The sequence below is a fragment of the Candidatus Amarolinea dominans genome (genome assembly GCF_016704685.1).
Taxonomy (GTDB): domain Bacteria; phylum Chloroflexota; class Anaerolineae; order SSC4; family Amarolineaceae; genus Amarolinea; species Amarolinea dominans.
The window spans coordinates 1-19,172 of sequence record NZ_JADIZS010000025.1; the positions used below are offsets into that span (position 1 = coordinate 1).

General features: G+C 60.4%; 19 protein-coding genes and 4 pseudogenes. 14 read left to right on the top strand and 9 right to left on the bottom strand.

Annotated elements, in window-relative coordinates:
• Positions 1-2,243 precede the first annotated feature (2,243 nt).
• From IPF85_RS16955 to IPF85_RS17020, 14 genes and pseudogenes are all read left to right on the top strand, one after another.
• Positions 2,244-2,441, top strand: a complete 198-nt coding sequence (locus tag IPF85_RS16955; protein WP_343409255.1) for an ATP-binding cassette domain-containing protein — start codon at positions 2,244-2,246, stop codon at positions 2,439-2,441.
• A gap of 101 nt (positions 2,442-2,542) precedes the next feature.
• On the top strand, positions 2,543-2,845 hold the full coding sequence (locus tag IPF85_RS16960) for an ATP-binding cassette domain-containing protein (RefSeq protein ID WP_343409256.1): 303 nt from the start codon (positions 2,543-2,545) through the stop codon (positions 2,843-2,845).
• 63 nt (positions 2,846-2,908) lie between these two features.
• Entirely contained in the window at positions 2,909-3,130 is a 222-nt protein-coding gene (locus tag IPF85_RS16965) for a hypothetical protein (RefSeq protein WP_343409257.1), read from the top strand.
• Positions 3,131-3,534: 404 nt separating this feature from the next.
• A complete protein-coding gene (locus tag IPF85_RS16970; protein ID WP_343409258.1) occupies positions 3,535-3,834 on the top strand; it encodes a hypothetical protein in 300 nt (99 codons plus the stop codon).
• Positions 3,800-4,186 carry a hypothetical protein gene (locus IPF85_RS16975; protein ID WP_343409259.1) on the top strand — a complete coding sequence of 129 codons (387 nt, stop codon included), beginning with the start codon at positions 3,800-3,802 and terminating at the stop codon, positions 4,184-4,186. Before IPF85_RS16970 ends, IPF85_RS16975 begins: the two co-directional genes overlap by 35 nt.
• 73 nt (positions 4,187-4,259) lie before the next feature.
• Entirely contained in the window at positions 4,260-4,493 is a 234-nt protein-coding gene (locus IPF85_RS16980; protein WP_343409260.1) for a hypothetical protein, read from the top strand.
• Positions 4,463-4,654 (top strand): hypothetical protein, encoded by a 192-nt coding sequence (locus tag IPF85_RS16985; RefSeq protein WP_343409261.1) that lies wholly within the window; start codon positions 4,463-4,465, stop codon positions 4,652-4,654. Before IPF85_RS16980 ends, IPF85_RS16985 begins: the two co-directional genes overlap by 31 nt.
• Positions 4,655-4,713: 59 nt before the next feature.
• Positions 4,714-5,202 carry a hypothetical protein gene (locus tag IPF85_RS16990; RefSeq protein ID WP_343409262.1) on the top strand — a complete coding sequence of 163 codons (489 nt, stop codon included), beginning with the start codon at positions 4,714-4,716 and terminating at the stop codon, positions 5,200-5,202.
• Positions 5,203-5,227: 25 nt separating this feature from the next.
• Positions 5,228-5,737, top strand: coding sequence for a hypothetical protein (locus IPF85_RS16995; protein WP_343409263.1), 510 nt, complete (start codon positions 5,228-5,230; stop codon positions 5,735-5,737).
• Between the two features lie 104 nt (positions 5,738-5,841).
• A complete protein-coding gene (locus IPF85_RS17000; RefSeq protein WP_343409264.1) occupies positions 5,842-5,967 on the top strand; it encodes a hypothetical protein in 126 nt (41 codons plus the stop codon).
• Positions 5,968-6,011: 44 nt separating this feature from the next.
• Entirely contained in the window at positions 6,012-6,143 is a 132-nt protein-coding gene (locus IPF85_RS17005) for a hypothetical protein (RefSeq protein ID WP_343409265.1), read from the top strand.
• Positions 6,140-6,730 (top strand): DUF4340 domain-containing protein, encoded by a 591-nt coding sequence (locus IPF85_RS17010; protein ID WP_343409266.1) that lies wholly within the window; start codon positions 6,140-6,142, stop codon positions 6,728-6,730. Before IPF85_RS17005 ends, IPF85_RS17010 begins: the two co-directional genes overlap by 4 nt.
• Before the next feature lie 8 nt (positions 6,731-6,738).
• Positions 6,739-6,909 carry a hypothetical protein gene (locus IPF85_RS17015; RefSeq protein ID WP_343409267.1) on the top strand — a complete coding sequence of 57 codons (171 nt, stop codon included), beginning with the start codon at positions 6,739-6,741 and terminating at the stop codon, positions 6,907-6,909.
• Positions 6,910-7,134: 225 nt separating this feature from the next.
• Positions 7,135-7,967 (top strand): annotated as a pseudogene (locus tag IPF85_RS17020) (caspase family protein).
• Positions 7,968-8,109: 142 nt separating this feature from the next.
• On the opposite strand, the gene IPF85_RS17025 reads toward IPF85_RS17020, so the two are convergent.
• The 9 genes and pseudogenes from IPF85_RS17025 to IPF85_RS17065 form a co-directional block, all read right to left on the bottom strand.
• Positions 8,110-8,874, bottom strand: coding sequence for a hypothetical protein (locus IPF85_RS17025; protein ID WP_343409268.1), 765 nt, complete (start codon positions 8,872-8,874; stop codon positions 8,110-8,112).
• Positions 8,871-10,876 (bottom strand): annotated as a pseudogene (gene pglZ, locus IPF85_RS17030) (BREX-3 system phosphatase PglZ). Before pglZ ends, IPF85_RS17025 begins: the two are co-directional and overlap by 4 nt.
• Positions 10,869-13,726, bottom strand: a pseudogene (locus IPF85_RS17035) (helicase-related protein). Before IPF85_RS17035 ends, pglZ begins: the two co-directional pseudogenes overlap by 8 nt.
• Before the next feature lie 305 nt (positions 13,727-14,031).
• Positions 14,032-15,324 (bottom strand): AAA family ATPase, encoded by a 1,293-nt coding sequence (locus tag IPF85_RS17040; RefSeq protein ID WP_343409269.1) that lies wholly within the window; start codon positions 15,322-15,324, stop codon positions 14,032-14,034.
• Positions 15,312-15,587 (bottom strand): hypothetical protein, encoded by a 276-nt coding sequence (locus tag IPF85_RS17045; protein WP_343409270.1) that lies wholly within the window; start codon positions 15,585-15,587, stop codon positions 15,312-15,314. Before IPF85_RS17045 ends, IPF85_RS17040 begins: the two co-directional genes overlap by 13 nt.
• Before the next feature lie 174 nt (positions 15,588-15,761).
• Positions 15,762-16,094: a hypothetical protein gene (locus IPF85_RS17050; RefSeq protein ID WP_343409271.1), complete on the bottom strand. Its 333-nt coding sequence runs from the start codon at positions 16,092-16,094 to the stop codon at positions 15,762-15,764.
• Complete coding sequence (locus IPF85_RS17055) at positions 16,091-16,603, bottom strand: AAA family ATPase (protein ID WP_343409272.1); 513 nt, start codon at positions 16,601-16,603, stop codon at positions 16,091-16,093. Before IPF85_RS17055 ends, IPF85_RS17050 begins: the two co-directional genes overlap by 4 nt.
• A complete protein-coding gene (locus tag IPF85_RS17060) occupies positions 16,543-17,109 on the bottom strand; it encodes an AAA family ATPase (protein ID WP_343409273.1) in 567 nt (188 codons plus the stop codon). Before IPF85_RS17060 ends, IPF85_RS17055 begins: the two co-directional genes overlap by 61 nt.
• A pseudogene (locus IPF85_RS17065) lies at positions 17,106-18,407 on the bottom strand (DNA methylase); the annotation flags it as partial. The pseudogene IPF85_RS17065 and the gene IPF85_RS17060, both read right to left, overlap by 4 nt.
• Positions 18,408-19,172 lie beyond the last annotated feature (765 nt).

The following is a 19,172-nucleotide window of genomic DNA, read 5'->3' on the forward strand; positions in this document are numbered from 1 at the left end:
TTAGTTTTCGGGCGCGAAAGTTTTGCGATCATGCGCTGAACGTTGAGGCGTGGCCGGACGCGCTAGCCAGACAGTGGTCTATGCCATGAAGATTCAAGGCGGGGAGCGCGACGGCCTTGCGGCGTGCTTCTGCCGGCGCGCGTGTCTACTCTACTTGATCACGATGTGCCAGGGGCCGTTTGCCTTGCCAGTTATCGCAGCGGCAGCTTCGATCTGCTGTTTGCCGCGATACAAGGGCGTCATCTTCAGCGGCAATCGTTACACGATACTGGACGCATTCGAGACTTCGAACGCGCCAGTGTCGCAAACTTCGAATTCCATCTGCCTGGCGCAACGAACCTGGTGACCAACGGCGGATTCGAACAGGGCGGCCGGATGGACTTTTTCAGGCGTGTTTACGCCCACCACATCGTATCGTGGCAGCGCCTAGCCGCGCGATTGGGGCGTCCAAGCACCCTCCAAAATGTCAGGATATTCAATGAAAACCATATGTATTGGGGCGAAACCGCTCGCGGCGGCGTTGGATGTCAACGGCGAGCAACATATTCCCCACCTGCTTCCCGTACCTAGTTAACGTTCATACCCTGTACCGCCACCGCCCGCCTGAGGTGATTGGTCGGAACCGGTTATCTTGTCCCAGTATCGGAGTACCCCGAGTCTCACGGCGACCCCGGACGGCGCCATCCATGCGGTTTTGCTCATCTGACCAACGGCCAATCTCCAACTTTCATACCTCCGAAAGTTGCCGAATAGCGATTGGTCAAGGCAACTCCATCACCGCACTCCTCCAGCGCCTTTCGAGTCCATGAAGCTGTCGGCCATAGCCACAGGGCAACTCAGACTTGTCATTTCTTGTGATAACTGTCCCGGCAAACTCCTGTTCGTGAAGCAAAATGCGACGGCAGTGGACTCCTCCGCAACGCATGTTATCGTATGATCCTTATACGGGATCACCGGCTTCAACGTCACTTCCACACAAACGGGTGAACCGCTCGCATTCTGGGCTGAATATCAAACAGCAACACCGACGCCGGGATGGATCAGGATGATGCAGTCATCCCTGGGAGCGGATGCAGTTCCTGGTCGCCCCGCGCCCCTATGGAGGCATCACAGACAGTAACGTACTTTGCCAACCTGAGTCTGGCTGCAGGGTCCTACGGGCCGTTGGTGTTGGGAGCGGACTGTATGCATGACCGGTGGATGTCATGTTGGCACTCTGCACCTCGCATGATTGGGGCGCGACCTGGGCGCCCTGGCCGTTACCATCTATCAATCAACTTCGGCTGGCCGTTTCTGTTCGATGATGACACGCGGTTGTTCATGCCTTTGGCGCCATTATCAATCCCAAGTGTACAAAAGTACTGGCCTCGCCCATCGGGTAACGACTGACGGCGGTGACACGTGGTCTGCCCAATTGGATCACAATATCGCGTTCCTGTCAGCGCTGGGTTGGGCGATGATTGGCCAACGCTCTGCTGCTTGCCACGCCAGGCGCTGTGGCTGATATGGCGTTCTCTCGACGCGCAGCCCGGCGAATCGCTGCTGCGCCAAACGATCTCGATTCCCACCGAATGCGCGCCCACCTTATCGTTCCTCTACCGGTATGGGCAAATCAGCACAGGCATTCCTGATCCTGGTGCTGACGGTCGCGGGCGCCACCGTTTGGACAACCAGTGAATCTGGCCGACGATTGGCGGCATGTTTGATTGACGTGACGCCATTCCGCGGGCAAACGGTCAATCTTTACCTTTCGCCGGCGATGCCGATCACGCGGCCACATGGGCAGAACCTGACGAGGTCAGTCTATCCGGCTGGCGCACCCCCATCGCTCGACGTGTCATCTCCTGGAAGAACCCTACACCCTCAAGGCGAGAATTTCGCCGATCGTATGACGGTGCAATCGGCGATGCCGCGCCTGTCGCCGCGACAGCGATTGACCAGGAACACGCAGAGGTGACGCTGCCGCAGACTTGCCTCCTGGATGTCACGACGTCACCACGACATCACCGGATGGACGCAGGCACGGCGCCTGGCCTCTGCGCACCGGGCGCCAGACCTTCGTTCCATCCGTTGTCAAGTAGATCTGTGGGTGAAAATTTGCCCCAGGCGTCACTGATTCGTATAATTCAGGCTACGTTCGCAGTGGAGACCAGGTTTGAGGGCAGGATTGGAGACGCTCCCCAGCGCTTGCCTGATTTCAGACCGGTTTCTTACGTGTTACTCAGATTCTGGAGGTCAATGGCGTGATCGAAGTCAAAGACGTAACGAAATCCTACGGTCCCATCGAAGCCCTGGCTGGCGTCAGTCTGGACATTCACCAGGGTGAGATCGTGGGCCTGCTCGGCCCCAACGGCGCGGGCAAAACGACCCTGATGAAGATTCTCACCGGCTATCTGCAGCCGGACGGCGGCACGGTGACGATTGATGGCCTGGATGGCTGACTGGCCGCGGGCCATCCAGGCTCGCATCGGCTACCTGCCCGAAAATGCACCGCTCTACCCGGAGTTGTCGGTGCAGGCCTATCTCAAGCTCATGGCCGACCTTGCGCGAGATTCCAGAGGCCGAGCAACCCCGGCGCCTGTCCGAGGCCATCGTCGCCACCAGCCTGCAGGACCGGCTGACGCAGCCGATCGGCACCCTGAGCAAAGGCTTTCGTCAGCGCGTCGGCCTGGCGCAGGCCATCCTGCACAAACCCAAGTTCCTGGTGTTCGACGAACCGACCGTGGGCCTCGACCCGACGCAGATCGTGGAAATTCGGCGCCTCATCAAGCGCCTGTCCCAGAAAGCACGATCCTCTTCTCCACGCACATCCTGTCCGAGGTCGAGGCGCTGTGCGATCGCGTGATCATCATCCTCAACGGCCAGATCAAGGCCGATCAGCGCCGGTCCACCCTGGCCGCGACCGCCGATGCGATCCTGGTCTTGCAGGACCGGCAGCGATGTGGAAGCGGCCCTGGCCGGCCTGGCCCATGTGCGCACCGTGGAGCCACTGCAGACGGCCGATGCCTTCCCGGCCTACCGCATCGTGGGCACGGATGCCAGCGACACGATCTGTGCCCGGCCATCTATGACCTGGCCCGCCAGCGCAACTGGCCCCTGCGTGAACTGCGCCGCGACGTGCGCACGTTGAAAGCGTGTTCAATCTGCTGGCAACAGGCGGATAAACAACGATGAAACAAACACTTTCGATGACGCGCAAGGAACTGAACAGCTATCCGGGTCGCCCATGGCGCTGATCTTCCTGGGCGCATTCCTGGCGGCTGCTCTCTTCTCCTTCTTTTGGGTCAACACCTTCTTTGCGCGAGGCATCGCCGATGTGCGCCCCTCTTCCAATGGATGCCGATCTTGCTGATCTTCCTCAGGTGGCCGCGCTGACGATGCGCCAGTGGAGTGAGGAGCAGCAGTCGGGCACCCTGGAGATTCTGCTCACCCCCCGGTGCGCGGCGCAGTTGGTCATCGGCAAATTCCTGGCGGTGATGGCGCTGATCGGCCCTCGCCCTGGCGCTGACCCTCTTCCTCCCCATCACCGTCAGCATGTTGGGCAACCTGGACTGGGGCCCGGTGTTCGGCGGCTACCTGGCGGCCCTGCTGATGGCGGCCGCGTACGTGGCGATTGGCCTTTTCATCTCGTCGCGCACCAACAATCAGATCGTGGCCCTCATCGTCACCGTGCTGCTGTGCGGCATCTTCTACGCGGTCGGCTCGCGCGGCGTCACCGATTTCGTGGGCGGCGCGGCGGCTGACATCCTGCGCGCCATCGGCATCGGCAGCCGCTTCGAGAGCATCGAGCGCGGCATCATTGATCTGCGCGACCTGGTCTACCTACCTCGCTGACCGCCTCTTCCTGCTGCTGAACATCGTCTCGCTCGACAGCCAGCGCTGGAGCCAGGGCGAAAACACCGCGGCCTATCGCCGCAACTGGCTGACGATGACTGGCCTGGTGGCGCTCAACCTGATCGTGCTCAACATCTGGCTCTACCCCCATCAGCAGCCTGCGCCTGGACCTGACCGCGCAGCGAGTACAGCCTGTCCGCGGCCACGTGACCTGCTCAGCAACGTGCAGGAGCCGCTGCTCATCCGCGCCTACGAGCGAAAAGCCACCCGCTGCTGGCGCCGTTGGCGCGCGCGTGCGCGACATGCTGACCGAGTATCAGATCGCCTCCCGTGGCGGGTGACGCCGAGGTGATTGATCCCTTGCAGGACGCGGACAAGGAGACCGAGGCCAATCAGACCTCGGCATCCAGCCCACGCCGCTGCAGGTGTCGGGGCGCTACGAAGCCTCGGTCATCAACGCCTACTTCGACATCCTGGTGCGCTACGGCGATCAGAATGTTACCCTCAACTGCGACCTGATCGAGGTGAACTCGCAGCGACGGCACGGTGGATGTGCGCCTGCGCAACCTGGAGTACGACCTGACCGCGCGGTCAAGAAGGTGGTCTACGGCTTCCAGGCGTGGACAGCGTGCTGCGCGGTCAAGAGCCGGTCAAGCTGACGCTGTTCGTGACGCCGAACACCCTGCCAAGCCACACTGCAGAAGGGCGGGCGCCATCGAAAAGGTGGCGCGAGGCAGACGCGTTCACCGGCAAGCTGACCTTCGAGGTGATTGACCCGATGCCCCCGCGGCCGCATTACCCGCCAGACGCTGATCAATAACTTCAAGCTGCGACCGATTCCGGTTTTCGCTCTTTGCCGCCGACACCTACTACCTCGACATGATCCTGCAGGTCGGCGACAAAGGCGCAGGTGATCTCCCGTCAGGCGACCTGAGCGAGGCCAGTGTGCGCACCGCCATCGAAGCGCGCTCGAGCGCTCGTCCAGCGGCTCTTGAAGTGGTGGCCCAGGACCCGCCGCCCGCACTGCCGGCCGACCCGCAGTTGGGGCAATACCAACTGCCGCAGTCAACCTTCACCCCTGAACCCACAGGCTCAGCCGTGACTACACCGTGCGGTCGGTGGATCCCGGGGATGGTCGGGCGCCGTCCGATGTGGATGTGCTGGTGGTGGTGGCGCCGCAGGCTCCTGGACGACAAACAGCGCTTCGCCATTGACCAGTTCCTGATGCCGGGAAGCGGTGGTCGTGGCGGCCGGCACTACATCATCTCGCCGGATCCCTATGCCGGTAGCCTGGGCATCGCGGCGATCAGCGGCGGCCTGCGGGAGATGCTGCAAAGCTACGGCATCACGGTGCACAGGCGTTGGTGATGGATCGCGGAATGAGCCGTTCCCGGTGGCGGTCAACCGCGACGTGGGCGGTATGCAGGTGCGTGAGATTCAGGCCATCAGCTATCCCTTCTTCGTGGATGTGCGTAACAGCGGCATGGACAAGAACAGCCCGGTGGTGGCGAATCTGCCGGCTGTCACCATGCACTGGGCCTCGCCGCTGACCGTGGATGCGGCCAGAACAGCGCACACCGTCGTGTCGCTGCTCAAGTCCACGGCTGAGGCATGGCTGCGCACCAACACCGACATCCAGCCCAACCTGCAGCTCTATCCAGGCTGGGTTTCCCGGTCGAAGGCGCGCGAGTCGCACATCCTGGCAGTTTCCGTGCAAGGCTCGTTCGACCTTCTTTGTCGGCAAGCCTTCGCCCCTGACCGCCACGCCGACCGATGCCACGCAGCCGGCGCCGCACTGGTCACCGCGGCCACGTCGAGTCTTCGCCCAACACCTCGCGCCTGGTTGTCATCGGCAGCGCCGAGTTCGTGGATGACCTGGTGTTCCAGGTTTCGGCCAACCTGACGCAAGATCGCTATCTGAACTCCTTGCAGTTCATGCAAAGCGCGGTAACTGGTCCGTGGAAGACCTCGACCTGCTGACCATCCGCTCCGCGGCACGCAGTGCGCGTGCTCAAGCCAATGGCCACGGGCGAGCAGTCCACCTGGGAAGTGGCTAACTACGCCCTGGCGCTGCTGGCCCCTGGCCGTTATCGGCGCGGTGTGGACCTGCGCCGGCGCAATGAAAACCGATGACGCTGGTCAGGACCGGCGAATAAAGGGAATCATGGAGCATGATGATGAGTAAACGTAATCAGATTCTGGCCGGAATTCTCCTGGCGCAAGTGCTGCTGGCCGTCTTCGTTCTGTGGCCGCGCTCAGCGCCGCGCAGGCGCGCCTCTCTTTGCCGGCTTCAAGGGCGAGCGACGTGACCAGCCTCAAGATCAGCGATCAGGACAAGAACATGGTCGAGCTCAAGAAACTGGGCAGTGATTGGGTGCTGGCCGACGCAGATAGTTTCCCCGTGGATGCCAGCAAGGTGACACCCATCCTGGACAAGATCGCGGCCATCAAGACCAACCGCCTGGTGACGCGCACCAGCGATAGCCACAAACGCTTGCAGGTGGCCGCTGACGATTTCCTGCGCAAGGTGGAGTTCACCCTGGCCAGCGGCGCCGCGCACACGCTGTTCATCGGCTCCACGCCGGGCACCTGCGCCACGCACGTGCGCGCGGACCAGCAGAGCGAGGTCTTCCTCGCCAGCGACCTGTCGAGCTACGAGGTGGGCGCGCAGGAAACCTCCTGGATCAAGACCACCTACGTCAGCATCACGCAGACCGAGATGATCGGGCTGACCGTCACCAACATCACCGGCACGCTGCAATTCTCGAAGGACGTTTCCGGCGCCTGGATGCTCGATGTCCTGCCCGCGCGCGGCGCTCGACACGGCGCGGTCACCTCGCTGGTCAGCCAGGCCGCCAATGTCACCCCTGCTCAAGCCGCTGGGCAAGCAGGCTAAGCCAGAATATGGCCTGGACAAGCCGCAGGCCATCGTCACCGCGCGTCAAGTCGGGCGATCAGCCGATCACGACCCTGACGCTGACGATCGGCGCCAAAGACGCGACCGACAACAGCTATTACGTCAAGTCGTCGGCCTCGGAGTACATCGTCAAAGGTGTCCGAATACAGCGTGCGTGATTTCGTCACCAAGACCGCGCAAGACTTCGTCCAGCCACCGACGCCCACCCGCGCCGAACACAACCCCGGCGGCTAAGGCCGCTGCAACCGTACCGCCGAATGAATTCAGGGCGAAGGGGCGTTCCGCCGCCAGGTCGGCCTGCGTCGACCGGCCTCGCGTCCACGCAGGTTCCTGGTACACGGATGAACACAGATCAACACGAATGATCGCAGGAGGGATAGATCATGACGAAGAAGGCATTGCTGATCGGACTGAACGAATACAGCGGTGATATTAGCTGGCTGAAAGGCTGCGTCAATGACGTGGTCCAGGTCAAAGGGCTGCTCGAAACGCACTACGGTTTCAGCGGCGACAACATCAGACGCTGACCGACAGCCAGGCGACCAGGGCCGGCATCCTGGCGGGCCTGGATTGGCTGACCACGGGGAGCCAGGCCGGCGACGTCCTGGTGTTCCACTACTCCGGCCACGGCAGCCAGGTGGCCGACAACGGCGATGATGAACAGGATGCCTCCGACGAAATCCTCATCCCCTACGACCATGACTGGAACAACCCCCTGCGCGACGATGATCTCAAGGCCGCCTTCGATCGCATCAGCCCTGGCGCCAGCCTGACGGTGATGATGGACTGTTGCCATTCGGGCACGGGCAATCGGCCCGCGCCCGCCGCCGATGCGGATCTGGCTACGCTGCCCATGTCGCGCTCCGTTGATCCGCCAGACGAGGTGAGAGGCGCCATCGAACTCCTCGAAGCCCTGAGAAACCTGCTCGGCTGGCGGCGCAAGAACCGCTTCAAGGTGGTCAAGACCCAGGAGAACAACGTGCTGCTGGCGGCCTGCCGCGACAATCAAACCTCGGCCGACGCCTACATCGCCAACGATTATCACGGCGCCTTCACCTGGTACCTGGCCGAGGCGCTGCAGGCGACAGGCGGCCATCTCACCTACCGTCAGTTGGCCGAACGTATCGGCAATGGCGGGCAAAGCTATGCGCAGCAGCCTCAGTTGGAATGCCAGCCCGCGTCGTTCGACCGGCAAGTCTTCGCACCGACGGCGTGACCGGTAGTCTCAGACGTAACGTAACTGCTCAGGCGGCCCCCCTGCCCCCAACCCTGGGGGGGAAAAGCATTCGGCTCCCCAGGTTGGGGGCAGAGGGCGCTCCGGGCGCTATCGAGATCATTCTCACTGCCTGGCTGAGCAGTTACCATTCTCGTCGCAACATCACCAGGCTGTCATCCAAGTCGTGTCGCAGCAGTTGCAGTCGAGGTGTGAGGGACGTCAGCCTTTCAGGCGACATGGGCGTCAGTTGGAACGGGAAAAGATTCGGGCCTTCTAGTACGTCTCGGAGTGGAGCGACGCCGTCGGCCCGCGCCCACAGCGATGATTCGACCAACCAGGCAACCAGTCTCGGATCATTCACGGGGTGAGGCGGAGCAGCACGATAGACGCCCATTGCTTCAGTTTCCTGCAGCACTCCCCAATCCAGGTAGGATCGTAGAACGTAGCGGGCGCGACGCGCCACTGTCTCTCGCTCGCCATATTGCTCTCGTATTCGGCGCTGAATCTGGGTTGCCGCAGCAGCGCCCTGGAGCTTGAGTAGACGACCCACCTGCGTGGCTACACTGGACCAAAACGGGTACACCGCCATCAGCATGCCCCAATGAACAGGCGCGTGCTCACGGGACGGAAAGCGCGTCAGCAAATCCAGACCATCAGCGTGCAGGGAGCTGATTTGAGATGGGGGATTTCCCCACACCTTTTGCAGGATGGTAATGGTTTTATTTAGCGAACCCCGAACGTTAGCGGTAGACGATCTGAATGAGCCGGCCAGGTCCTCTTGGAGCGCGGACTTGATGACAAAATGATCATTTCCGGCCAAGACGAGCGATGCAGTTCGTTCCAACCACGCCAGCCTGACCAGGCGATCCAAACCGACTTGCTGAATTCGAGACACTGCGCTGCTCATGCACTATTCCTCGTAATCTCTACTAGCGGCACGATGATTTCCTCGATCGAGGCGCCGCCGTGACACACGGTCCGCTGCTTCTCTTGGACAAACGCCTTGCGAGCCGGCGCCAGTAGGGGAAGATAGTCCTCTGGCAGCCCAATCGGCGCCCACTCCAGCGCATCTGAGAAGTGTTCTCTCATCTTACCTCTGAGGATTTGGTCAGAGTAGATCCGCACCCTTTCGCCGCGCAAGTCTGCCAGAACACCTTCTGACGGTCTTCCACATCCCTCCGCCTCGATATTCCCGTGATCCGATGTCAGAAAGACGCGGAAACCCTGATCCAGAAGCAGATCCAGGAGCGTGTGTAGATAGGCTTGCAGGGACCACTGGCGCACCTGGTTATGCATCCCGGCCGTGCCCAATTCCATGCCGTGCATGATCTTGTCAACCTTGTCAACGACCAATCCGGCGATCCTGACTTTGGGATGCGATAGCATTTCAGACACACGCTCAAGACTTCCTTCGCCGAGGCCTTTGAGGTAGATGACTTCGTTCGGCATGCACCCTTGATCGGCCCAGAACTGCAGCCACAGGGCCGGCTCTTTCTCGGTAGACTGAATGCTGCCAGGGAAGAAGATAGGAGGCTTGCCGGCAAAGATCGCTTGACGAGAAATGGACGTGAGCGATGGGATCCAGGCGAATAGCGCTTGTTCTTTGAAGCGAAACAGCGGCTGCCGCGAAACGAGCGCGCCACGAATGACGAGCCATTGATCCAGGGCAAGCCCATCCATGACAAGCAGCGCAACCCTGGCGGCGCGATCTTCGGCCACCTGACGGGACAAGAACCGGGGCAGATGGTGCAGCATCACCGGAGGAACCGGCGGTAGATTGACGAGTCCGCATAACGTTTTGCCAGCCAGGCCGTCAGTCGCTTGTCTACCTGTGCTTGCAGGTTCTTGATGCGCTGCTCGGTTTCATCAGGAAGGCTCTCTGGCGATTCGTTCGTCAAGGCAATTTGCTCCGCCCATCCGCGCGCGAAATGAAGCCAATTACCATACCGCGTATCTTCCGTGGGTAGAGATGCTGTTAGATTCTCGATGAGTTTGCTAAGCCGGTGCAGCCGATCAGCGGCGGGATCGGTGCGAATGCCGACGCTGGCCCATGTCCTGGTGAGCGTATCTGCATGTCTATGGGGCACAGCGCGCAGCCGCCCCTCCAGAAACAAGCTGTTGATGTAGACCCGAACGTCGTGGTGATCGAATGGCAGGTCCGCAGGCCCGGCCACAACAAGGCCATAAGATCGCGTGTCATCGCGCAAGCCGGCAGCCCCTTTGGCCGCCTCATGGTCGAGGAAGATCGGCCAACGCTCTTGCAGGAAGACGAAGAACGCTTCGCGATCTGAGAGAAGCGTCTCAAGCGGCCAACCGTCGAAGGTGCTGTTTTGACGTTGAAGTTGGATAAAGCGTTCATCGAGGATGCGGGGGATGCGCTGGCCTTGATAGTGACGCCGCAAGAGCACGCGCAACAGATCTGCCGGTTGTTTGGTGAGCTCTGGCGCAATTCCGAAGACGTGCCGCAGCACGAACTCCTTGGTGGCATTGTCGCCCAAAGTCCCGGGCGCGTGTTGTTTCTGAGCTTGAAACAGTGCATCCAGGTCACCGCGATCCAGGGCAGTCACGACCGGATAGCTGAGATTCGGGAATATGTCGCCGAGGCTGAAAGAGAGCTTCCGCCCGGCTTGCAGCAGGTCATAGGGCAGAGAGCCGAGATCGCTGGCCGGGGAGCGCAGTACGACCACGAGGTCTGTGTGCTCGCCCCGGTCCCAGTGGGAGCGGAACTTCGATTCGTAGGCATACCGGAACGCAATATGATCTTCGAACGGGATAAGCTCGAATCCCCGCTCCCGGATGCCTTCGAGAATCCCTTCTTCCAGCAGAAGCCCGTCCGGGTCGGCCACCAGGGTCAGTCGGGCCACCTTCGGGGTGAACTCCTTCAGCACTTGATCGCGCCAGCTACTCATGGCAGCCCTCCACTCGCAGTACGAGCAGCGGGACCATCTCAGGGTGCGCATGGTCCTTCTTGCCCAGCTGCTCATGGATTGTCTGCTCCTCCCGGGCCAGGAGGTTCAGACGGTAGGTGCGCACCTGGGCCAGGCCGATACGCCCGATCGCTCTGCGGCGGGCGGCAAAGGCGTAGTCGGCCTTCTCTCGCTCGTGCGCGAGGCGGTTCCGGTGCTCCTGCACGAGCGCGTCGTACATCGGTCTGCCGTATTCCTCCGCCGCTTTCTGCAGCCCTGTAAAGGCGGCCTGCGAGGCCTGCGGATCAAGAATAGAACGGATCAGCGGACTGACAGCCAGAAGTTGGTCCCAAATATGCCTGGCTGTCGGCACAAAGACTCTGCCGCTATCGGCCAGAAACAGCGGCATGATCCTGCGGCGGTTCCAGCCGGCCGGCTCGTCGGAGGTGGATGCCGAGGCGATGGCGATGCGCCACAGCGACCAGATGCCCTGAACCTCAGCGGAGACCCCAGGGATCGCCACGACCGGCACCGGCTGGCCGGGCGCGCAGCGCGGGATCCGCATGGCCAGACCGCGAACCCTCGGCTCTTCGAGCGTGAGATGCCGGGCGGCCGGGAGCCGTTCTGCTTCCTTGCCGGCGAAGACCACGTTCTTGAAGGTCTGGCCGTCGGGCCAGGTGAGATCCCAGCCCTGGTTTCGCCTCTCGACTTGGCCGCCGCGGGATTTCAAGTAACTCACGGTCATCCGCTCGACCCAATGTGGCAAGGGGTGGGTCAGCAGCCGCTGAGCGTCGCCGGGCTCCAGGTCCTGGGTGGCGCCGAGCACGGAGGCTGTCGAACGCGCCACGCGCGCCTGTTCCTGCAAGCGAGCGATCACGCCCTCCACGGAGTCCTCGATCTTGTCGGGGTTGAGGATCGCTTCGACATACATGTCGTCGAACAGCCGGCCGGCCTGGGCTGAGTCGAGGACGTCGCCGGTCTTGTCTATGCCAAACTCCTCGAAGATGATGGCGAGCTTCTTTTCCAGCACCTCGCGGACACGGTGCTCGACTGAGCCTTCGAAGACGAAGTTGACCGCGCGAACCGCATGGGGCTGGCCGATACGGTCTACCCGGCCGATCCGCTGCTCCAGCCGCATCGGGTTCCAGGGGATGTCGTAGTTGATCACGACATGGCAGAATTGCAGGTTCAGGCCCGCGCCGCCTGCGTCGGTGGAGATGAGAACCCGCACCTCCCGGGCGAACGCTTCCTGCACCCGCACGCGCGCGTCCATGTCCAGGGAGCCGTTCAGGCACACCACCGAGAAGCCGCGCTCGGTCAGGAATCGCCGCAGCATCTCCTGGGTGGGCACAAACTCGGTGAACACCAGCGCCTTGAGTTCCGGGTCGCCTTCCTCCGACTGGAGGCGGTAGAGCCAGTCGAGCAGCGCTTCGGCCTTGGCGTCCGGCCCTGCCTGCTCGCAGCGGGTCGCGGCTTCCAGCAGCAGCTTCACTTCCGTGCGCTCGTTCTTGAGCGCCCGCAGGTGCGTGCGCAGCAGCGCGTCGAGCTGCTCCTGACCATCCAAGTCCGCCCATTCCTCGTCGGAGGTGAGCGGGAACAAGGTCAGTTGCTCCTCGGGCGCGGCGAGCGCCTCGAGGCGCCTCTCCAGCGTGGTGCGGATGGCGCTGGTGCTGGAAACCACCAGGCGCTGCATCAGGATCATCAGGAAGCCAATATAGCTGCGTTTCTCCTGCATGGCCTGGTTGTAGCCCTCGCGCACGTACTCCGTGACTGCATCGTAGAGCGCCCTCTGCGGGCGGTGACGCGCCTCCCAACGCACAGGCCCAAGCTGCGTGCGCCGGGGCTTGAATAGCGGCTTGCCTTCGGCGTCAATCGCACGGCGCTTCTCGGTGCGGATGACATACGGTTGGATCCGCTCGCGGGTGACGCTGCCAATGTCCGGGAACTCCTGGGCGTCGAGCAGAGACACCAGCCGCTGAAAGGCGTCAGTCTTGCCCTGGTGCGGGGTGGCTGACAGCAGCAGGAGGTAGGGCGCAGCCTCGGACAGCCCCTGGCCCAGCTTGAAACGGGCCACCTGCTCGGTGCTGCCGCCGAGGCGGTGCGCTTCGTCCACGATGACCATGTCCCAGCCAGCGGAGATCAGGTCTTCGAACCGTTCGCGATTGTGCTCCCCCACCTGGGCCGCGCTCCACCGCGGCGCTTGTCCAGGGGCTTCACCGAATCCATCGGCACAACTATCTGGCTGAACATCCGCCAGGGATTGGCCGGCAGTGTCTCCGGATCGTGGCCGCTCCTCTCCTCGTGTCCTGGCGCCGCTGCGGGGGCGATCCGCTGCAATGATTTGATGTCTTCGGGGAGCACGAGCTGGAACGCTTCGCCGAAATGAAGACGCATCTCACTGACCCACTGCGTCACCAGTCCTTTCGGCGCGATGACCAGCGTCCGCTTCACCAGCCCGCGCAGCTTGAGCTCCCGCATGATGAGGCCGGCTTCGATGGTCTTGCCCAGGCCGACCTCGTCCGCCAACAGGTAACGAACCCGATCGTTGGCGATGGCGCGGGACAGTGCCCGGATCTGGTGCGGCAAGGGGATGACGGAGGATTCGATGGGCGCGAGCAGGACGTCCTGCGTCAGGGCGTCGGCTACCCGCGCGGCGGCGGCGATGTAGGCGATGGCATCAGGCGAAGCGGCGCCCGCGTCCGCCAGCGGCTTGAGCCGGGAAGCCGGGATGCGGACCACGGCATCGCTGCCGGGCAGCCAGACGCGGCAGGTCGTTTCGCCCCAGAGCGTCTGGGTTTCAATGACCTGGCAGAGCTGCCCGTGGTCCGGGCTGAAGTACCAGCCTTGATCCATCAGGGTGCTCCGGCCAACTCTTGGAGCTTGGCGCGAAAGTAGCAGAAGCTGGGCGACATATTTCGCGTGATGTTCATATGCGGTGGGATCTCTGTCGCCTGGGCCCGTCTGCCTCGGGGGCGTCGGCGTTTGTCGGGGATCGGGGGGTGTGGGTGGCCCACCTCTCTCATGTCCCTGGGAATGTGACCTACACCCTTGTAGGAATGGACAGCAAAAGTATGTCCGTTTCCGAGTATCTTTGGGACAAAATGTCTAGGGCCTTCTTGCCGGACTGATCTTCAACAAGGATCTCGAAGTGCATCAGATCACCTCGCATCCAGATAGTCGCTGTACCAGAGCCCGCCGAGAGGTAGTCCTGCTGCAACCATGTTCTTCACGATAGGGTCTTGACTCGCCCGTCTGATCTTAGCAAATCCGTCGTCACCCTTTTCAAGTACCCAGACTTCTTCTGGCTCCAGCGCGTCAACGAAATACGGCTGATGGGTCGTAATGAAGACCTGGGGTCCCCCCCTTTGGGTAATAGAATGCTCACGAAACTCCCTGGCAAGCGTCTCAAGCAGTTTGTGATAAAGACCATTCTCGGGTTCCTCTATGCACAGGAAAGGCGGCGGTGTTGGATCCTCGAGAAGCAAAAGGTAGGCGAAAACCTTGAGGGTGCCGTCAGACACTTGTTGAGCGTAGAATGGGTCTTCGAATCCCCGGTCGTTGAACCGAAGGAGGAGCCGGCCATCGGGAGTCTTTTCCGTGTCGATGCTGTTGATGCCTGGGATCTTCCCCGCGATTCGGTCCAAAATGGCGCGGAATTTCTTAGAATGTTCCCGCTCCATGAACTGAACAACGTTTCCCAGATTGTCCCCATGCACGTTCAGATGCTTTTGTGGACCAGCGAGCGGCAAGCTGCGGGCAGCATCCGGAGTAAAATAGCTCAGATACCAGCCTTCGATGAAGCGGCGAAAGGCCGAAATCCGTGGGTGTTGCTTGAGCGACCCAAGTGTGGCAATTCCAAGCTTGCGCTTGTCTTCAAGCTCCACCACCTCAGTCTCCCGACTTTCCTCCTCGCTTTCACTTCGCTTTATGGATTCGATAAGACTGTGTAGGTCGAACTGTGCGTTGCCTTCGTCAATCTGGTGACCCTTGCTTTCCCCTTTCCAAGCAATGCCTCTGCCTTCGTCCAATATCAGGAAGGAAAATGGACGACCACTAGATTGGTTCTTTCGGCGTTGGCGCAAACGTTCTCGCCTGACATAGGGCCTGCCGCCAGGGTCCATCTCGATTGCCAGTTCGTAAGTGATAGGGCGAGCCGATTCTTCCTCGCGGTAGTACACCTCGAACTCGATTGGCCCCCTTTGGCCCTGAGATCGGAGGCGTTCGAAGCCCCCGCGCCCGTGAAGGTCACAAGCCTCTTCCACACCAGACTTAAGACAGTCGGCAAGAAAACCAAATGCGTCGAAAAGCGTGCTCTTCCCGACACCGTTCTTGCCGATGACCGCCGTCATCGGAGTCAGTGGTTCGGCTTGCTGTAGACTCCAGAGCTTGCCAAGGGTCACATCGTTGAGTACCCTGAAATTGCGGATTCTGAGACCTTCTATTCTAGCCATTTTAAGTACCCCCTTGAGGACTTTGCTCTCCCCGATCGATACCCTTCCTCCACCCGCGCGGCCGCAGCGATGTAAGTAATGGCATCAGGCGAAGCGGCGCCCGCGTCCGCCAGCGGCTTGAGCCGGGAGGCCGGGATGCGGACCACGGCATCGCTGCCGGGCAGCCAGACGCGGCAGGTCGTTTCGCCCCAGAGCGTCTGGGTTTCAATGACCTGGCAGAGCTGCCCGTGGTCCGGGCTGTAGTACCAATCACCTGTTCTCATGGTTTCGATCGCGCAATCGGGTAGTCAGGCAAAGACCGATTCCACGCGGCAATGTTAAACACGGCGCAACCTGAGACCAATGGCCGGATCCACGGTTGCGCCGTAGGCCCTAGCATCGGGAGTTTACGCTTGAGATCGTCCGTCCTGGTCAGCAGTTCGACTTCCGTCAAGCTGTCAATCGCGATGAGCACCAGGTAGAGGATTGGCTTGGCTACCCCGGCCGGATGCCCACTCATACAGGAAGGAATCCCGATACTTGTATATCAGTTCCTGATCGCCCTGGCCCGCCAGGAACTCCTGGATGAACTTGTCGCGTTCTTTGGTGTGAGCGCGCGGATTCTGTGGGTCTTTGACCTCAATAAACAGGTAACGATCGGTCAGCTCCACGATGAAGTCAACCGCCTTCATACAATGCGTCAACCTGTGGTTGGCACTGTCATCAAATTTTCTTGCCTGACCAGTATCAGGTATCGTTAACAGGAGATTCCCTTCGGACAGTGTCGTCATCGTGAGAGACCTCCGAGGCTGCGCTTTACTTCACGGTCATAGAGACCAGTGAAGGTGTCAGCGATGGCATTGGGATGGATGTCGAGATACTTGTCTCCGGTTCGGCACGCGATCTCGCCGTTCTCCCCGCGGTAGAGAGCATGGAAGGCTATCTGATCGCCGTCCTTCTTTTGAAGATCGAGCTCTTTGAGGATCACATAGTTATGGGTTGCCAGGAACACCTGGACATCAAGGCGCTGGAGCTCCAGGAGGATTTCCATCATGACACCGTATAGTGCGGGGTTCAAGTTCGTCTCAGGCTCGTCCCAGAAAAGCACCGATCCTTCCAGCAAGGCGCCGTTCTGAATCAGAAGCCAGAGCAATCCCAACTTGCGCATGCCCTCCGCCAGGAGAGAGAACTCCAGATTGCCCTGTTTGTTGCGCAGAAAGAACTCTTCTTCCTTGATGGTCACTTTGCCATCAATGGCCTTCTGCAGAATGGCGAGCAGACGCTTGCGGCGGCTGTCCATCGGCCCGCGAAGTCCCGGGAGATAGGCGCGGTCCAGGATATCGGCGTAGGTCTCGTCGAAATGAATCTCTCGCTGGGAATAGAGGCCCGAAACCCGGGAGCATTGGAGAGCATTTCCTTCACGGGAATGTACACGCTCTCGATACGGCGGGCGCTCCAATCTTTCGCTCCCGTCACGGTGGCCGATTCAGGGACCGTGGAATGGTTGGAAAACGAGGTGCGCAATCTGAGGTCGTCACGATAGATCTCCACCATGCATCGCGAACTGACCTTTAGCCGTTTGGCGAGGCGTCCCAATGCTCGTCCGGAAGGCAAGAAGACGCGAATAAGCTTCTCCGCGTAGTCGAGCTTCGATTTGGTGATGTCACAAGCGGCATAGGCAACCTTCATCAGGTGTGTCTTGCCGGTGCCGTTGGCGCCCACAAGGACGTTGATACCGGGGGACAGGGCAAGATCGAGCTTGTCAAAAGCGGTGAAATTGTCGAGCTTCACTCTGGTAATCTTCATGATTCACCTCCCGCGCGTGTTACCGCCTGATCGTACCACATCAATAACTTCGGATCTTCCTGCAGCACGCTCTCCGGTATCCGCTGCGCCACCGCGATGATCGTGCCATAGTCCCGCTCCTGCCACGCCTTCTTGAACCCGGCGCGCACCGCCTCCAGGCGGAACACCTTCAGGCGCTTCTGGCTCGATGTCCGATACGCCTCGAACTCCTTGAGCAGCGCCTTCTCCCGCAGCTTCTCCAGGTCGCCAGCCTTGTTCGGATCGGGCACGTACCAGCGGTCCTTACCCTTGGCGCGCAGGCTCTCATCGTCCTTGGGCAGGTTGCGCAGCTCCCTGAAGTTGGTGGAGAGATAGCTGTGGATCTGGCTCGGCGCCTCGCCCCGGCCGTCGTAGCGCAGGAAATTCTGTTCCAGCATCTGGGACAGCTCCAGCGCTACCTCATGTTTCTGCCAGCCGCCAAGCTCCTTGAGAAACTGTGGGTGCATCTCCTGGAAGGTCTGGGGCTTCCTGAGCAACTGCTGGTTGAGCCATTGGATAGCCGACGCCTCGTCTGTGACGAAGAGTTGGAGCTGCAAGACTTCCCGGACGGTCATACGCTTCTTGTCGTACTTCGCGACCTGATCAGAGAGGAAGTACATCCCGTCACGCGCCGGGAAACGCTGCTCCAGCCCGGCGTAGAACTCGGCTGCGGACAACGGTACGGTGACGCCGCGCTGGACGTGGAAAGCGACCATGCGGTCGAAAAGTAGGTAGTTTTGCCGCTCGGCGATGACCTCGGCCTGGCCATCCTTGGAGACGAAGACCGGAAGCTGCCTCAAGTGCGTACGGATGAAATCCCAAACGCCATCTTCTGTTCCGGCCTCCAACCTGAAGCGCTCCTCAAGTCCGCCGTTAGGCTTGTAGGCGGATATGACAAGGTCCTGCTGAACGGCACCCGCTCTATTGACCACATTGAATGTTCCCTGTTTTTTGTCCAATACACGCACATCTGCGACGGTGAAACCAGCTCTCCACAGAGCTTCTTGTATCGCCATCCAGACGCTGTTTTGGTAGTTGTGGAACTCGACTGTGATCCACCTGCCAGGCTTCAGTACCCTACAAGCCTCAGTGAATGCCGCGATCATTAGAGCTTGGTAAAAAGGCAGATACTTCTCATGAACATAGTTCAATACGCAGTCGTCTTTCAGTTGCGTATGCACCTTTAGCCAAGCCTCGTGAAAGAAGTTGAGTTCCGCATACTGCAATGATTCGCCAAAAGGCGGATCGGTGAAGATGTAGTCAACTGAGTCGTTCGGGACATTGGGCAGACTGGCATGAGACTGACAAGTTACCACGGCCTCTTTTGCTGAAGTGTTCAACCAAAGGGTCACAAATGCTTTCTGCTTTCTCTCTATCACGTCGAATGCATTCTTTTCGATCTGAAGAGAAGGAACGTATAGTGTGCCAGATTGTGCTCCCTTGCCAGTCCCACCTCTGTATCGTTCACGTTTCGAAACCAATGTCAATACGGCGGACAGAAGAAAAGTTGCTTCATCCTGCATTCACGAAACCCCTCGGAGCGAATCAACTCCCACGCTCGGCTCACAATAGCCAACGCACGCACGGAAAACATCTGCGGAATTGTCGAAATGCCAGAAACCGGATTTCACTTTGCGAGTTTGTCGGCCGTGGGGAAACTCCTCAGATGGCGCCCACGCCGACAAGTGTCGGCCAACCTGCCTCAAGTTGCTCCCGCTCATACTTCGTCGGCGCATATCTACGAGTCTTGTTCCCAAACGCGCAGAAACCTCAACAAGTTCGCATTTGGCCTCTTTTTTCGAATCATCGCTGGCGACAAACCGAGGTCGTCCATACCTTGTCCAGACAGTCTTTCGACAGATCAGCATTGCACGACGGGCACGGGAAAGCCTCTCTGAGGTCGTAGGTGCGTGAATCAACTGCAAGAGCAAACAAGGGGGCTGAAAAGGCACAATGGGGGCAGGCGAAAACCTCAGACCACACATAGAATTGCGCTACACCATAGGAGTTCGAGTTCGGGTCCTTGGTAATGTAGTAATTGCCAA

Excerpts from the sequence above, each read along its gene's own strand:
- IPF85_RS16965 (WP_343409257.1), top strand. The coding sequence starts at position 2,909 with ATGCGATCCTGGTCTTGCAGGACCGGCAGCGATGTGGAAGCGGCCCTG.
- IPF85_RS16970 (WP_343409258.1), top strand. The coding sequence starts at position 3,535 with ATGTTGGGCAACCTGGACTGGGGCCCGGTGTTCGGCGGCTACCTGGCG.
- IPF85_RS16990 (WP_343409262.1), top strand. The coding sequence starts at position 4,714 with ATGATCCTGCAGGTCGGCGACAAAGGCGCAGGTGATCTCCCGTCAGGC.
- IPF85_RS17005 (WP_343409265.1), top strand. The coding sequence starts at position 6,012 with ATGAGTAAACGTAATCAGATTCTGGCCGGAATTCTCCTGGCGCAAGTG.
- IPF85_RS17015 (WP_343409267.1), top strand. The coding sequence starts at position 6,739 with ATGGCCTGGACAAGCCGCAGGCCATCGTCACCGCGCGTCAAGTCGGGC.
- IPF85_RS17025 (WP_343409268.1), bottom strand. The coding sequence starts at position 8,874 with ATGAGCAGCGCAGTGTCTCGAATTCAGCAAGTCGGTTTGGATCGCCTG.
- IPF85_RS17040 (WP_343409269.1), bottom strand. The coding sequence starts at position 15,324 with ATGGCTAGAATAGAAGGTCTCAGAATCCGCAATTTCAGGGTACTCAAC.
- IPF85_RS17045 (WP_343409270.1), bottom strand. The coding sequence starts at position 15,587 with ATGAGAACAGGTGATTGGTACTACAGCCCGGACCACGGGCAGCTCTGC.
- IPF85_RS17050 (WP_343409271.1), bottom strand. The coding sequence starts at position 16,094 with ATGACGACACTGTCCGAAGGGAATCTCCTGTTAACGATACCTGATACT.
- IPF85_RS17055 (WP_343409272.1), bottom strand. The coding sequence starts at position 16,603 with ATGGACAGCCGCCGCAAGCGTCTGCTCGCCATTCTGCAGAAGGCCATT.
- IPF85_RS17060 (WP_343409273.1), bottom strand. The coding sequence starts at position 17,109 with ATGAAGATTACCAGAGTGAAGCTCGACAATTTCACCGCTTTTGACAAG.